17 protein-coding genes and 1 tRNA gene are annotated in these 13,456 nt (G+C 62.2%); 11 read left to right on the forward strand and 7 right to left on the reverse strand.

The annotated features are described in order from the left end of the window. Window positions 1-25: 25 nt before the first annotated feature. A tRNA-Val gene (locus tag ONG87_RS10080) sits at window positions 26-102 on the forward strand. Between the two features lie 62 nt (window positions 103-164). Here ONG87_RS10080 and ONG87_RS10085 read toward each other — a convergent pair. From ONG87_RS10085 to ONG87_RS10100, 4 genes are all read right to left on the reverse strand, one after another. Further along, complete coding sequence (locus ONG87_RS10085) at window positions 165-368, reverse strand: hypothetical protein (RefSeq protein WP_185793383.1); 204 nt, start codon at window positions 366-368, stop codon at window positions 165-167. A 61-nt stretch (window positions 369-429) separates the two neighbouring features. Beyond that, window positions 430-663 (reverse strand): DUF6555 family protein, encoded by a 234-nt coding sequence (locus tag ONG87_RS10090; protein WP_122478181.1) that lies wholly within the window; start codon window positions 661-663, stop codon window positions 430-432. Between the two features lie 150 nt (window positions 664-813). After that, on the reverse strand, window positions 814-987 hold the full coding sequence (locus tag ONG87_RS10095; RefSeq protein WP_163007565.1) for a hypothetical protein: 174 nt from the start codon (window positions 985-987) through the stop codon (window positions 814-816). A gap of 88 nt (window positions 988-1,075) precedes the next feature. After that, window positions 1,076-1,372, reverse strand: coding sequence for a DUF6388 family protein (locus ONG87_RS10100; protein ID WP_122478179.1), 297 nt, complete (start codon window positions 1,370-1,372; stop codon window positions 1,076-1,078). 145 nt (window positions 1,373-1,517) lie between these two features. Here ONG87_RS10100 and ONG87_RS10105 point away from each other — a divergent pair, with 145 nt between their 5' ends. Continuing rightward, window positions 1,518-2,090, forward strand: coding sequence for an SPOR domain-containing protein (locus tag ONG87_RS10105; RefSeq protein ID WP_185793380.1), 573 nt, complete (start codon window positions 1,518-1,520; stop codon window positions 2,088-2,090). Window positions 2,091-2,120: 30 nt separating this feature from the next. Here ONG87_RS10105 and ONG87_RS10110 read toward each other — a convergent pair whose 3' ends face one another. Next, a complete protein-coding gene (locus ONG87_RS10110) occupies window positions 2,121-2,810 on the reverse strand; it encodes an endonuclease I family protein (protein WP_264382789.1) in 690 nt (229 codons plus the stop codon). A gap of 4 nt (window positions 2,811-2,814) precedes the next feature. Then, a complete protein-coding gene (locus ONG87_RS10115; RefSeq protein WP_122478175.1) occupies window positions 2,815-3,057 on the reverse strand; it encodes a DUF1654 domain-containing protein in 243 nt (80 codons plus the stop codon). Window positions 3,058-3,336: 279 nt separating this feature from the next. On the opposite strand from ONG87_RS10115, the gene ONG87_RS10120 reads away from it, so the two are divergent. Genes ONG87_RS10120 through ONG87_RS10135 form a run of 4 tightly spaced genes read left to right on the forward strand, consistent with a single transcriptional unit; the run spans window position 3,337 to window position 7,036 of the window. Beyond that, on the forward strand, window positions 3,337-4,218 hold the full coding sequence (locus tag ONG87_RS10120) for a TauD/TfdA family dioxygenase (RefSeq protein WP_264382790.1): 882 nt from the start codon (window positions 3,337-3,339) through the stop codon (window positions 4,216-4,218). Between the two features lie 13 nt (window positions 4,219-4,231). Then, window positions 4,232-5,113, forward strand: a complete 882-nt coding sequence (locus ONG87_RS10125; protein WP_122478172.1) for an ABC transporter ATP-binding protein — start codon at window positions 4,232-4,234, stop codon at window positions 5,111-5,113. Window positions 5,114-5,137: 24 nt separating this feature from the next. After that, on the forward strand, window positions 5,138-6,004 hold the full coding sequence (locus ONG87_RS10130; RefSeq protein ID WP_122478170.1) for an ABC transporter permease: 867 nt from the start codon (window positions 5,138-5,140) through the stop codon (window positions 6,002-6,004). Between the two features lie 30 nt (window positions 6,005-6,034). Beyond that, a complete protein-coding gene (locus ONG87_RS10135) occupies window positions 6,035-7,036 on the forward strand; it encodes an ABC transporter substrate-binding protein (protein WP_122478169.1) in 1,002 nt (333 codons plus the stop codon). A gap of 93 nt (window positions 7,037-7,129) precedes the next feature. On the opposite strand, the gene ONG87_RS10140 is transcribed toward ONG87_RS10135, so the two are convergent. Then, entirely contained in the window at window positions 7,130-9,127 is a 1,998-nt protein-coding gene (locus ONG87_RS10140; RefSeq protein WP_240998788.1) for a mechanosensitive ion channel family protein, read from the reverse strand. Window positions 9,128-9,338: 211 nt separating this feature from the next. Here ONG87_RS10140 and ONG87_RS10145 point away from each other — a divergent pair, with 211 nt between their 5' ends. The 5 genes from ONG87_RS10145 to ONG87_RS10165 all read left to right on the forward strand — a co-directional run bounded on the left by ONG87_RS10145 (window position 9,339) and on the right by ONG87_RS10165 (window position 13,448). After that, window positions 9,339-10,490 carry an MFS transporter gene (locus tag ONG87_RS10145; RefSeq protein WP_122478165.1) on the forward strand — a complete coding sequence of 384 codons (1,152 nt, stop codon included), beginning with the start codon at window positions 9,339-9,341 and terminating at the stop codon, window positions 10,488-10,490. A 72-nt stretch (window positions 10,491-10,562) separates the two neighbouring features. Beyond that, complete coding sequence (locus ONG87_RS10150) at window positions 10,563-11,054, forward strand: GFA family protein (protein WP_122478164.1); 492 nt, start codon at window positions 10,563-10,565, stop codon at window positions 11,052-11,054. Between the two features lie 185 nt (window positions 11,055-11,239). Beyond that, on the forward strand, window positions 11,240-11,515 hold the full coding sequence (locus ONG87_RS10155) for a hypothetical protein (RefSeq protein ID WP_122478285.1): 276 nt from the start codon (window positions 11,240-11,242) through the stop codon (window positions 11,513-11,515). A 29-nt stretch (window positions 11,516-11,544) separates the two neighbouring features. Beyond that, a complete protein-coding gene (locus tag ONG87_RS10160) occupies window positions 11,545-12,690 on the forward strand; it encodes a PQQ-dependent sugar dehydrogenase (protein ID WP_122478163.1) in 1,146 nt (381 codons plus the stop codon). Window positions 12,691-12,797: 107 nt separating this feature from the next. Further along, window positions 12,798-13,448 carry a glycosyltransferase gene (locus tag ONG87_RS10165; RefSeq protein WP_122478161.1) on the forward strand — a complete coding sequence of 217 codons (651 nt, stop codon included), beginning with the start codon at window positions 12,798-12,800 and terminating at the stop codon, window positions 13,446-13,448. Window positions 13,449-13,456 lie beyond the last annotated feature (8 nt).

A 13,456-nucleotide genomic window follows, 5' to 3' on the forward strand; every position in this document is an offset into this window, starting at 1 on the left:
AATCCGTAGAATGCCGCCTCACAGCAGGCACGTAGCTCAGTTGGTTAGAGCACCACCTTGACATGGTGGGGGTCGTTGGTTCGAGTCCAATCGCGCCTACCAAACAAAATCCGCTCTGCTGGGCGGTCTGGAAGGGCTCACCGAAAGGTGGGCCCTTTTTGCGTTCATTGGGTGATGTGTTCGAGCCTTTCGATAAGGGTGGCCAGTTCCGCACTGCGCCGTTCAAGGTCAGCCAGCACCTGGTGAACCTCCGCACCTGCGCCGGGCCGCTGCAGGCAGCGTCGCACGTCGGCCAAGGCACCAGCGTATGCCTGCTGATGCTGATGAAGGCGCATCAAATGCAAAGCCAATAGATCGTGATCGAACATCGCGGCCACCTCGCTACGGGTTGCTGCAGTCTATCAATGCCGCCCGCCCGATCGCGCAGATTCAGTTCAATGGTCGCCACTGTACGTCACGCAGCCCGCGGCGTTCGACATGCCTTCTGAGTTGCGCCGCATGTTCTGCCGCGTTGGTGCCGCCATAGACCAGCCCGATGCCCGAGTGCAGCGCGGCGTAGTACAACGCATCGGCATCGCTCATGTGGGTATCGCGCTGCTGAAAGCGCCTGGCCTCACCGTTGAGGACGTAGCGAATCTCGTAGTCCGTGAACCGGCTTGTCATAGTTTACTCCCGTGTTACCGGGCATCAGACATGCAGGCCATTGGCCAGTTCCGTGGTGATGGCAAAAAACTACTATTGATCGCTTGCGTGAAGGGTCGCCAAGGCAAGCTTCATGTCACCCTGGCGAATCGCAGGACCGATGCCCAATGCTCAGCTGGGTTCGGTGGACGCATCGGCGCCGTCGATGTCCAGATCGTCCGGGCCTGCTTCGGGCTCGTCTGCATCGGCGTCGTTCAGCGCGGCGCCATCGCCGTGCACCTCATCGTCGAGAGGTGATTCTCCGGCCTGGCCGATAAGCGGGATGGGATCGAGATCGATAGTCATGGCATGCCTCGCAAGTTGACGTGGGTGTCATGCTTTCGAGAGACGATGGGCAAGCAGGGTTCGATTCAGCTTGAGACCGTCGGTCATGTCACAGTTCGACGGCGTTGAATTCGCAATAGTCTTCCCAGCTCAGCCCGAGCGCGTCTGCCACTTCCTGGTGAACCTCGAGGCGCATCGCCTTGAGTTCTTCCGGGCTTTGCGCAATCAATTGCAGCGCCAGCTCCCACGGTTCCAGGCCCTGGGCCTGCGCCTCGTCCTCGAAGGCCCACTGCACCTGTTCGGCCTGCTCGCGGCTGTCCAGCACCTGAATCTCCTCGCGCAACTCGGGGTGGGCGTCGAGGAATATCGCCAGTGCGGCTGAGTTGCGGTCTTCTTTGGCGATCATGTCGGGGCCCTGCTGGCTATTCGAAAAGGTAAGGCTTGCATGATGCCACGACGTTGCCGCGGCGTCAGCGGCGGTCGACGCTAGAACGGGCGCCGGCCGGGTGGATAGTGATAAAATCGGCGCCTCGAATTCTGGAGGTAGGCGTGTGCGCAAGTTGATGATGGTGATGGCAATGCTGACGTTGGCCGGTTGCGGTACCGCGTTCGAAAAAGCCCATGAGGCGGTGTCGCAGCTGTTGGAGAACCCCAAGACGGCGCGCTTCACCAATGTTCGCACCACCGATCAAGGCAACTACTGTGGCCAGGTGAAGGGCAAGAATGCCCAGGGCGTCTACGGGCCCTACCGCAGCTACGCGGCCGTCCCCCATGGCGACCGGTTCGAAGTGGTCATCGACAACGATGGCAACGACCCTCGCGTGCGCGAAGTGTGCGGCAGCGCCGAGGAATTGCTGGCGCCCGTCGATGTAGCCGAACAGCCAGGGCAGCGTTGGGAGGTGCGTATCGTTTCGGGTCGCAACATGGGCTCGGTGACTGACATGGCGGCGCGTCTGGTGGAAAACGGCTTCGTTGCCAGCTTCGTCCAGCGCGACGGCCAGACCCTGGTCTACCTCGGGCCGTTCGACAGCCGGGCCGAAGCGGACAAGGAGCGCGCTCGCCTCATGGGCTCGCGCGGTATCGAATCGGTGGTGATGCCGTTCAGCGAGGCCGACAAGCCCTGAAGCGCGGTTGCACGCCAGGGCTCTCTGGCTTCAGCCGCAGGCCTTGAGGTCTACCGGCCCGACGAAGGCGTTGCCGTGGCCCATCACGCACGCCACCTGCTGGTTGCGCTGGCGCTCCCAGACCTGCACCGGGTAGGTCTTGTCCCAGGCCTGGTACAGCTGGGTGTCCTGGCGCGACAGGCGCAATCCGTACTGCTTGCTCATGTACATATAGGTGCGCGCGATCATCCCGCGGATCGAAGGCCGTGGCATGACCTTCTTGGTCTTGAAGTCGACCTGGGTCAGGCATGAACCGTACTGCCCGCGTTGTTCGGGCAGCCAGCCGAAGCTGAAGTTGCTGCGGTCGCCATTCACCTCGCCAATGCTCGGCACCAGGTTGTGCAGATCGGCTTCGGCGGTCTGGTAGACCTTGTCGTTGCGGGTGCAGTTCTTGCGCCCGCCGTTCTGCCAGCATTGGCGCTGGTGGCCGATCTGCCAGGCCGGCACGATATGTTCCCACTCGATGCGCGCAGCGCGGTTGGCGTTCTTGCGCGGTACATAGCCGCACGCCGCAAGGTTGACCCGATTGCCGGTGTACTTGCAGCCGCAGTAGAACTCGGTGGACTGCGGAGCGTACAGCTTCCAGGCGACTTTCTTGGCTTCGCTGAACGTGCGTGGGGCATCGGCATACGCGGTAAAGCTGAACAACATCAAGCTGATGAAAAAACTGCGGACCATCATCGAATCAATCTTCCTTCGGCACGACCCAGAAAATCTGCACGCCACCGTCGTCGCGGTGGGCGAGGGTGACGTTGTCGTTCTCGGCGATTTCCTCGAGCATTTGTGCCCAATCGTCCTCGCTTTCGTGCTCGAGGCGGAATATGAGGGCGGCGCGAGACTTCTGCGCGGTGGGCGAATTGATGATCTTCTGGACGCGCACGCCAAGACGCTCATAGGCGCTCGGCGCGGCAGGGGTGGCAGTGGTCACGACAGAATTCCTTATTGGCTGTACGTGCGTACAGTATTTGACTGTAAGACGTTTCGCAATAGCGCCGGGTCAATAGCGGGTTTCTGACAGCCAATCCTGTTGTTTTCTTCACGGCGTTTAAAAAAAACTTCAAGCGGATCAGAGACATCCGACGAGACTCCACCAGCTGAAAGTCCCGACAGCGATATCGTTATGCGATAACGATATTTAAAATTCTATTCTTATAGCTCTACAGTCTGGCTATCCCCTCGTACTCAATAGCCAGAGTCGGAGCACAACATGGCCGCCGTCCTTCCTGAAACCTCACGTCAAGCATTCGAAGTTCGCCCGCTGGCCGGCCATGTCGGTGCCGAAATCGTCGGCCTGGACCTGCGCCTGGCGTTGAGTGACGAAGACTTCATCCGCATTCACCGCGCCCATCTCGACCATCATGTCGTGGTGTTTCGCGATCAGCGCATCACCCCTGAGCAACAGATCGACTTCAGCCGTCGTTTCGGTGTGCTGCAAATCCATGTGCTCAAGCAGTTCCTGCTGGCGGGGCACCCGGAGATCCTCATCGTTTCCAACATTGTCGAGAACGGCCAGCCGGTCGGGCTGGGTGACGCCGGCAAATACTGGCATTCGGACCTGTCCTATAAAGAACTGCCGAGCCTGGGCTCCATGCTGCATGCGCAGGAATTACCCAGCGAAGGCGGTGACACCTTGTTCGCCGACATGCACAGGGCTTGGGACACTCTTCCCACAGCACTGCGCCAGGCCGTTGAGGGCAAGCACGCCGTGCATTCCTATACCGCGCGCTACAGCGAGGGCAAGAACGCCGCCAACTGGCGACCGACCCTGAGTGCCGAACAGCTGGCCCAGGTGGTCACCGTGACCCATCCGGTGGTTCGCACCCATCCAGAGAACGGGCGCAAGGCTTTGTTCGTCAGCGAAGGCTTCACCACGCACATCGTGGGCCTGCCCGAAGATGAAAGCCGCGACCTGTTGCAACAGCTCTATGCCCACAGCGTGCGCGATGAGCATGTGTACCGTCATCAGTGGCAGCCACACGACATGGTGTTCTGGGACAACCGCTCGTTGGTACACCTCGCGGCCGGCTGTCCGGACCACCTGCGGCGCAAGTTGTACCGCACCACCATCCAGGGCGATGCGCCGTTTTGATAGGGAGTCTTGCATGAACGCTGCACTGCCAGGCCACACGGCCAGCGCTGATATCGCAGGTGTACCCGGGCAACGGCCGACTGCCGAGACCCTGCTGCAGGTGGACAACGTCAGCCTCGAATACCGCACCTCCGAACGGGTGGTGCGCGCAACGCATCAGGTCAGCTTCGAAGTGGACCGTGCCGATCGCTTCGTCCTGCTGGGTCCCTCCGGGTGCGGTAAATCCACGCTGCTCAAAGCCGTGGCAGGCTTCATCAAGCCCAGCGAAGGGCAGATTCGCCTCGCCGGTGAGCGCATAGAAGAGCCAGGCCCGGACCGTATCGTGGTGTTCCAGGAGTTCGATCAACTGCCCGCCTGGAAAACCGTGATCGAGAACGTGATGTTCCCGCTGCTGGCGTCGCGCACCTTGAAACGCGCCGAAGCCAACGAGCGCGCCCGTCACTACCTGGAGAAGGTCGGCCTCAGTGCTTTCGCCGATGCCTACCCGCATACGTTGTCTGGCGGCATGAAGGCGCGGGTCGCCATCGCTCGCGCGCTGGCCATGCAGCCGAAGATCCTGCTGATGGACGAACCGTTCGCGGCGCTCGACGCACTGACGCGGCGCAAGATGCAGGAAGAACTGCTGGAACTATGGCAGGAAGTGCGCTTCACCTTGCTCTTCGTCACCCACTCCATCGAAGAAGCATTGGTGGTGGGCAACCGCATTTTGCTGCTGTCGCCGCACCCGGGGCGGGTGCGGGCGGAAATCAACAGCCACCAGTTCGACCTGAGCAGCCTGGGCGGCGTCGATTTCCAGGCCAGTGCCCAGCGCATCCATCGCCTGCTGTTCGACGAGGGCGAAGCGCCTGAGCTGGACCGCCCGCTGGATTTCCAGCGCCTGCGCATCGCCTACTGACCTCGCCGAATTCGGAGCAACGACATGAGCCTTTCCCCACCCGTGCGCCAGGAGTATGAAGTCACTCTGGAGCCGTTCACTCAAGCCGAACTGGTGCGCGATATTTCCTGGCCGCAGCGTATCTGGCAACAGGCCTGGGTGCGCAAGGGCGTGATCCTGCTGGCCCTCGCGGTAATCTGGGAACTGGCCGCCCGTTGGCAGAACAACGACCTGCTGCTGCCCAGCTTCATGCAGACCGCCCATGCCTTCATCGACGGAGTGGCCAGTGGCGAGCTGTTGGGCAAGGTATGGATTTCGCTGACGGTACTGATCAAGGGCTACCTGATCGGCATCGTCCTGGCCTTTGGCCTGACCACGCTGGCAGTGTCGACCCAGTTGGGGCGTGACTTGCTCAGCACCTTGACGGCGATGTTCAACCCGCTACCGGCCATCGCTTTGCTGCCGTTGTCACTGCTGTGGTTCGGCCTGGGCGAGAACAGCCTGATTTTCGTGCTGGTGCATTCAGTGCTGTGGGCGCTGGCGCTGAACACCTACGCCGGCTTTCTCGGCGTCTCGGAAACCCAGCGCATGGCGGGCCGCAACTACGGCCTGAGAGGGCTGCGATTCGTCTGGTACATCCTCATTCCGGCCGCGCTGCCGTCGATCCTGGCAGGCCTGAAGATCGGCTGGGCGTTCGCCTGGCGCACCTTGATCGCCGCAGAGCTGGTGTTCGGCGCCTCGTCGGGCAAGGGTGGCCTGGGCTGGTACATCTTCCAGAATCGCAACGAGCTGTACACCGACAAGGTGTTCGCCGGCCTGGCTGCGGTGATCCTGATCGGCCTGCTGGTGGAAAACCTGCTGTTCAACACGTTCGAACGCCTCACCATCAAGCGCTGGGGCATGCAGCGCTGAGTCCATTTCCTCTAGTCCAGAGACTTCATCATGGTATTTGCAAGCAAGCTATCCCTGGCCTGCGGCCTGGCCGGCGCACTGCTGGCCAGCGGCGCCAGCGCCGAAGGCAAGATCAGCATCGCCCAGCAGTTCGGCATCGGCTACCTGATCCTCGATGTCGTGCGTGACCAGCAGCTGATCGAGAAACACGGCAAGCAGCAAGGCGTGGACATCGAAGTGGACTGGAACAGCATTTCCGGAGCCACCGCGATGAACGAGGCATTGCTCGCCGGTGCGTTGGATGTGGTGTCGGCCGGCGTGCCGCCGATGCTCACCGTCTGGGACCGCACCAAGGGTCGGCAGAACGTCAAGGCCATCGCGTCGCTGGGCTCGATGCCCAACTACCTGCTCAGTAACAATCCTGACGTCAAGACCTTGCAGGACTTCACCGACAAGGACCGCATCGCGGTACCCGCCGCAGGGGTTGGTTTCCAGTCGCGCACTTTGCAGTTGGAGACGGCCAAACTCTATGGCGACAAGGAATTCAAGAAATTCGATAACATTTCGGTGAGCATTCCCCACCCGGACGCCACCTCGGCGCTGATGGCCGGCGGTTCGGAAATCAGCGCGCATTTCTCCAGCCCGCCGTTCCAGTACCAGGCCCTGGAAAACCCCAAGGTGCACAAGGTGCTCAGCAGCTACGACATCCTCGGCGGCCCGGCCACCTTCAATGTGCTGTACACCACGCAGAAATTCCACGACGACAACCCAAAGACCTACAAGGCGTTCTACGACGCTTTGGTGGAGGCCGCGCAGATCGTCAAGGCCGACAAGGTCGCCGCAGCCAAGACCTATATTCGCGTGGAGAAATCGACCTTGAGCGAGGCGTTCGTGGAAAAGATCGTCCAGGACCCGGAGATCGACTTCACGGTGGTGCCGCAACGCACCTTCATATATGCCGAACGGCTGCATGAGCTAGGTGTGCTGAAGAACAAGGCAGACAGCTGGAAAGACTACTTCTTCGAAGAAGCCCACGGCGGCGCCGGTAGCTGATCCGCCCGCTCCATCACCATCGACGCACACCTCGGCACCGACGTTCACGCACCCTGTGAACGTCGGTGCCGAGTTTTTTTTGCGGCGGGTAATTCAGGCCGGGGTCGGGGCGGGCAGGCCGAGGGCAGGGTAGTACTGGGCGAAACGCACGTTGTCATGCTGGTCGACCAGCTTCTTCAGGCGCTCGTTGAATGCCCGGCCCACGCCGTACTGACCGCCGGACACAGTGCGGAATTGCGAGGTCAGGACGATGCCATTGAGGTCCATCTTGTCCACCCCGAACACCTGCAACGGACCCTGCAGGTTGTGCTTGAGCATCACGTCCTCGACGATGGATTGCCCCGCCTGCTTGATCAGGTCCAGGGCGGTGTCGATGTCGCTGTCGTAGGTGAACTGCACCGAGAAGAACGCGTAGGCGAATTGCCGGGATTGATTGGTGACTGCCTTGATCTGCCCGAACGGCACCGAATGCACGAAGCCCTTGCCGTCGCGCAGGCGCAGGGTGCGGATGGTCAGGCTCTCCACCGTGCCGGCGTGGCCGGAGTCGAGTACCACCCAGTCGCCGATGGCGATGGTGTCTTCGATGAGGATGAACAGGCCGGTGATCACATCCTGCACCAGCTGCTGCGAACCAAAGCCGATGGCCAGGCCGACTACCCCGGCACCGGCCAGAAGCGGCGCGACGTTGATGCCCAGGTTGGCCATGGTGGTGATGGTGCAGATCACTAGCAGGATGATTTTGATGGCGTTGCGCAGCATCGGCAGGATGGTCAGCACCCGCGTGCTCGGCTGGCGCGAGGCGCGTTTGCCGACCGACGGCTTCAGTGCCTCCTGGATGGCTGTGTCCAGGACCACCCACAACAGCCAGGTGACCAGCAGGATCAAGCCGATGCTGCTCAGCGAATCGCTGATCGCCCGGCCCATTCTGTTGCTGGCGGCGAATTCGAGCATCGACACGCCCCAGATGCGTCCCAGCAGTTCGATGAAGGCGATGGCCATGACGATGCGCACCACGGCGTGGCCCAGGTTGCGCAGCAGCTCTTTATAGGGCCGCAGGCGGGGTGCGGCAGTGGCGGCAGCGGCGGGTTTGAACAGGTGTTGCATGACAGTGCTGAGGAACACCGTAGCGATCAGCAGCACGGTGGTGAGCAGGGCGTTCTGCAAGGCTTTCTGGCTTTCCTCGCCGGCGCCGATCAGATGCACCGCCGAGACCAGAATCATCAGCAGGATGGGCAGGTACCACAGCGCCGAAAACAGCCGCAGCGACTCTTGCACTCCGCGGTGCTGCAGGCGCTGCGCCAGTGGCCGATTGCGGATCAGATGGGCCACCGGCCGACGCATGCGCACCACCAGCACCGCGAAGGACAAGGTGGCGAACAGGCCCGCGACCACCGCCAGGCTGGCGGTGAAGTTGGTGCCCAGCTGGCGGGCGATCTGCGGGCTGGTGAGGGCGTCGCTCAGGGCTGCCAGAAAGCCGATCATGAACAGCGGGCGCGGCGCGTAGCGACGCAGCACCGTAACCGCAGCCCGCTTGTGACCGCTGTCGAACAACGTGATCACGCACATGATCACCGAGGTGGAGAAAATGCCGCTGCTGGTGGCGTAGGCCAGCGACATGCCTATGGCTCTGGCGATGGATGCGTCCAGCGAGTGACTGGCATACAGCGTCACTGGCAGGGCAATGATAGCCGGCAAGGTGAACGGCAGGATGTAGCCCAACAGGTTGTGCAGGCGCGGACGCTCGCGGACGAAACGACGGTGGCCGCTGCGGGCAACGATGAAGCGCCCGAGAAAATGCGCGAGCAGAAACGCTGCCATCCAACACACCGACAGCAGAATGAAATCCGTTGCCAGGTCGAGCGCCGAGTGGGAGTGTCGATTGATCAGCTTATCGACCTCGCTGGCGGCGCGGTCGGTGCGCAGGCGCCAGGTGTCGAGCAGATGTTCGTCGAGATCGAGCTTCTTCTGCACGTCGTCGATGCCGGTACTGATGGCACCCAGCAAGCCGCCTTGCACCAGCGGTGCTGGTTCTTCGACAGGCGCATCGGCCGCCGGGGCTTCAGCGGCCTGCAGGGTGGAAGTCAGCAGCAGGAACAGCAGGGGGAGGAGGATTTTCGCCGGGGAACTGAACACAATGCGGGTCGCTCTATTGATCGGTACACCAGTCGTTGAGTGAATTTTTACCGGCAAGTTCGCCGATCCACGGCATTTGTCGCGATTGTTCTTCTTGCATTCAAGGTAGTCGCCTGTCGCTCGAGCGGTGCGCGCGGCTGCATGAAACTCTTTATCCAAGGCTTTGATCATGTCGTCGAGCAGCACCTTCGCCACCGCCACGCCGGGTCGGCAAGAGCAGTTTTCCACCCGTATCGCTTTCTTCATCGCCGGCTTCGCCATGGCCGCCTGGGCGCCGCTGGTGCCGCTGGCCAAGGCGCGGGCGCAGCTCAGCGACGGCAGCCTGGGCCTGCTGCTGCTTGGGCTGGGCGCAGGTTCCATCCTGGCCATGCCATTGGCGGGTTATTTCTGCGCGCGCTGGGGCTGCCGACGCGTCATCGTCGGTGCAGCCTTGCTCATCTGCCTGACGTTGCCGCTGCTGGCCAGCGTGGCGACCCTGCCGCTGTTGATTGCCGCAATCCTGGTGTTCGGCGCCGGAATGGGCGCCATCGATTGCGCCATGAACATCCAGGCGGTGCTGGTCGAGAAGGCCAGTGGCCGGCCGATGATGTCCGGCTTCCACGGTTTGTTCAGTGTGGGTGGCATCCTCGGAGCGGGCGGCATGACCGCTTTGCTTGCGCTCGGCCTGACGCCGCTGCTGGCGGTGGCCTGCGTGGTAGCGCTGACCCTTGTCGCGGTATTCAAGGCGGCGCCGCATCTGCTGCCCTATGGCAATGAAAGCGATGGCCCGCTGTTCGCCGTGCCACGTGGGATCGTGCTGTTCCTCGGGGCGCTGTGTTTCATCGTCTTTCTCACCGAGGGGGCCATGCTCGACTGGAGTGCTGTATTCCTGGTTTCCGAGCGCGACATGCAACCTGCCTATGCAGGGCTTGGCTACGCTGCCTTCGCCACGACCATGACCATCGGCCGCCTGACCGGCGATGCCATCGTCTCGCGTTTCGGTGGCGCCCGGGTCACGTTGTACGGTGGGCTCTGCGCGGCAATCGGTCTGGCCTTGTCGCTGGCCGTTCCGGCGTGGCCGGCGGCGTTGCTGGGCTATGCCTTGATCGGCGCAGGCTGCTCGAACATCGTCCCGGTGCTGTTCACCGCGGTCGGGCGCCAGACCACCATGCCGCAGAGCGCCGCCATTCCTGCCATGACGTCCCTGGGGTATGCGGGCATCCTGGTAGGCCCGGCTTTCATCGGCTTCGTGGCCCACGCCAGCAGCCTGTCGATTGCCCTGGGCGTGTTGATCGTGCTGCTCCTGTTCGTCGCGGCCAGCGGGCGCTACCTGCGAAACTGAACGGCCCGTGCAGGGTCTACGCTGAACGTTCATCAACCGCTCATTGATCGCCACTCGATACGGAGTTCAGCCATGCAACTGCACGGATCCTGTCACTGCGGTGCCGTCACTTTCAGCCTGCACAGCGCCCATCCTTACCCTTATCAGCGGTGCTACTGTTCGATCTGCCGCAAGACCCAGGGTGGCGGCGGTTACGCCATCAACCTGGGCGCAGAGGCGGCCAGTCTCAATGTGCAGGGTCGTAGTCATATCACCGTCTACCATGCCAGGTTGCCCGACGAGAACGGCAGCGGCACTCACCCCAGTACTGCCGAGCGGCATTTCTGCCATCTGTGCGGCAGCGCCTTGTGGTTGTTCGATCCGGCCTGGCCGGAGCTGGTGCATCCATTCGCCAGTGCCATCGACAGCGAGTTGCCGGTGCCGCCCGAACACACCCACCTGCTGCTCGATTCCAAGGCGAGCTGGGTCGAGGTGCAGTCCGGCAAGCACGATCGGCAGTTTCAACAGTACCCGGACGAGTCGCTTGCGCAGTGGCACGAGAGGCTCGGCCTGACCCAACCTTGAGTGGTGCAGGTCGATATTTGAAACATGGTGAATCACCTCGACGAGCTCGCCGGGCCATGCCGCGGCGAACGTCAGGGACAATTCATCCTCAAATCCCTGAATCCACTGTGATCGAGGGCGAGATACCCATGAAGTTGTCCCTACTGGCGTTCCTGATGTTTGGCACGATGCTGTCTCATTCGGCGATGGCCCACGTGTCGATCACCACCGAGCAACCGCGTCAGCCAATCACCGTAGCCGCCAACGATACGTCCAATCCCTACAACAGCCCCACTCGACGGATCAATCCGAACAGCCGCCAGGGCACTACCGCGCCCAATCCGCAACTGCGCCAGCCGACGCCGCGCACCGACAATCCGCGACCGCCGACGCTTGAAAACCGCGGCATCGGCAACGGCGAGAACCTGCGCCGCCCGGCCAACGGCACCCAACAACCCCGCACCGCCCCTGGCACGCGTTGATCACTCCATTCTTGCTGAAGGATAAGCCCATGCTGCAGAAAACCCTTTTGGCCTCGGCTTGCGCCGGCCTTGCGCTGTACGGACTGGCCGCTTCGGCGGCAACGGTGACCACTTACCCGAGCGAACTGGGCCAGATCACCGTGACAACCGTGGCCGAAGGCCTCAAATACCCTTGGGGTTTGGCCTTCCTGCCGGACAACAAGGGCATGCTGGTCACTGAAAAACCGGGTGATCTGCGCGTGGTCAGCGCCGAGGGCAAAATCTCTTCACCCATCAGCGGTGTACCGCAGGTATGGGCGAAGAATCAAGGCGGGTTGCTCGACGTGGTGCTGTCACCCGACTTCAAGGCCGACCGCATGGTCTACCTGTCGTATGCCGAACAGGGCCAGGATGGCAAGGGCGGCACCGCCGTGGGTCGTGGACGGTTGTCCGAAGACCTGACTCATCTGGAAAACTTCACCACGATTTTCCGCCAGGAGCCGAAGCTGTCGGTCGGCAATCACTTCGGTTCCCGTCTGGTCTTCGACCGCGACGGCTACCTGTTCATCGCCCTGGGCGAGAACAACGAGCGTGCCACCTCTCAGGACCTGGACAAGCTGCAGGGCAAGGTCGTGCGCATCTTCGCCGACGGCAAGGTGCCCAAGGACAACCCGTTCGTGGGGCAGAAGGGCGTGCGTCCGGAAATCTGGTCATTCGGGCATCGTAACCAGCAAGGCGCTGCGCTGAACCCGTGGACCGGCACCCTCTGGACCCATGAGCACGGCGCCCGTGGCGGTGACGAGCTGAACATCATCGAGCGCGGCGCCAATTACGGATGGCCGCTCTACACCCACGGGATCAATTACTCCGGGGAACCGATTCCCGAGGCCCGCGGCAAGACCGGGCCGGGCATCACCGATCCGTACCATGTGTGGGAAAAGTCACCGGCCATCAGCGGCATGGCGTTCTATGACAACGACAAGTTCAAGCGCTGGAACCACAATCTGTTCATCGGTGCGTTAGCCTCCGAAGACCTGATTCGCCTGCAGTTCGAGGGTGACAAGGTGGTTCACGAGGAACGTCTGCTGGGTGAACGCGGCGAGCGGATCCGCGACGTGCGCCAAGGCCCGGATGGCTATCTGTATGTGTTGACCGATGACGACGACGGGGAATTGCTCAAGATCGGTCTTGAATGAATCTGCACGTTTCATCGTTTATCTGAAACCTCTCGTTCATCTTCGAGTCGATTGCTGGTCAATGGCCAGCATGGTCTCGACGATTTCGTCTCTTCAAGAGGTTCAGCATGATCGGCGTCATCATTCCTGTGCAAAACGAGCACGCCAGTCTCGACCGATGCCTGCGCTCGGTCATGTTGGCTGCCGAGCACGGCACGCTGTGTACCGAACTGGTACGCATCGTCGTGGTGCTCGACGCCTGCAGCGACAGGTCGCGCGATATCGCCCAGCGCTATCCGGTACGGCTGATCGATACCAATGCCGCCAACAAGGTAGCGGCGAGGGCCGCAGGCGCCGCACACCTGGTACAGGCGGGCGCACGATGGCTGGCCTGGACGGAAGCGGATGTGCGGGTGCCTGATGACTGGCTGGCCGCGCAACTGGCCTACGGGGTCGACGCTGTGTGCGGGCGGGTGGATGCCGAGCCGGGTGCCAGCCGCTTCGTCCAGGGTCGGCGGCGGCGCTCGGTGACCATGGATGAACGGCGCTCGAACGTGCATATGGCCAATCTCGGTATGAGCACCCTGGCCTACACGGATGCCGGAGGGCTGAATGCGAACTTGGGTCATGACGAACGGCATCTGATCGAACAGGTGGAGGCCCGCGGCCGGCGCATTGCCTGGAGCGGATCGGTGCGCGTCAGCCGGTGTGCACCGGCGGGCAGCGGTTACGGCGAGCCGGCGCGGTTGCCGGGGTTGTGCAAGGTGAGTGGGTTCTGACGAGGTGA

The sequence above is a fragment of the Pseudomonas sp. MM227 genome (assembly GCF_947090715.1).
GTDB lineage: Bacteria > Pseudomonadota > Gammaproteobacteria > Pseudomonadales > Pseudomonadaceae > Aquipseudomonas > Aquipseudomonas baltica.

Excerpts from the sequence above, each read along its gene's own strand:
- ONG87_RS10085 (WP_185793383.1), bottom strand. The coding sequence starts at position 368 with ATGTTCGATCACGATCTATTGGCTTTGCATTTGATGCGCCTTCATCAG.
- ONG87_RS10090 (WP_122478181.1), bottom strand. The coding sequence starts at position 663 with ATGACAAGCCGGTTCACGGACTACGAGATTCGCTACGTCCTCAACGGT.
- ONG87_RS10095 (WP_163007565.1), bottom strand. The coding sequence starts at position 987 with ATGACTATCGATCTCGATCCCATCCCGCTTATCGGCCAGGCCGGAGAA.
- ONG87_RS10100 (WP_122478179.1), bottom strand. The coding sequence starts at position 1,372 with ATGATCGCCAAAGAAGACCGCAACTCAGCCGCACTGGCGATATTCCTC.
- ONG87_RS10110 (WP_264382789.1), bottom strand. The coding sequence starts at position 2,810 with ATGATGGTCCGCAGTTTTTTCATCAGCTTGATGTTGTTCAGCTTTACC.
- ONG87_RS10120 (WP_264382790.1), top strand. The coding sequence starts at position 3,337 with ATGGCCGCCGTCCTTCCTGAAACCTCACGTCAAGCATTCGAAGTTCGC.
- ONG87_RS10125 (WP_122478172.1), top strand. The coding sequence starts at position 4,232 with ATGAACGCTGCACTGCCAGGCCACACGGCCAGCGCTGATATCGCAGGT.
- ONG87_RS10130 (WP_122478170.1), top strand. The coding sequence starts at position 5,138 with ATGAGCCTTTCCCCACCCGTGCGCCAGGAGTATGAAGTCACTCTGGAG.
- ONG87_RS10135 (WP_122478169.1), top strand. The coding sequence starts at position 6,035 with ATGGTATTTGCAAGCAAGCTATCCCTGGCCTGCGGCCTGGCCGGCGCA.
- ONG87_RS10145 (WP_122478165.1), top strand. The coding sequence starts at position 9,339 with ATGTCGTCGAGCAGCACCTTCGCCACCGCCACGCCGGGTCGGCAAGAG.
- ONG87_RS10150 (WP_122478164.1), top strand. The coding sequence starts at position 10,563 with ATGCAACTGCACGGATCCTGTCACTGCGGTGCCGTCACTTTCAGCCTG.
- ONG87_RS10155 (WP_122478285.1), top strand. The coding sequence starts at position 11,240 with ATGGCCCACGTGTCGATCACCACCGAGCAACCGCGTCAGCCAATCACC.
- ONG87_RS10160 (WP_122478163.1), top strand. The coding sequence starts at position 11,545 with ATGCTGCAGAAAACCCTTTTGGCCTCGGCTTGCGCCGGCCTTGCGCTG.
- ONG87_RS10165 (WP_122478161.1), top strand. The coding sequence starts at position 12,798 with ATGATCGGCGTCATCATTCCTGTGCAAAACGAGCACGCCAGTCTCGAC.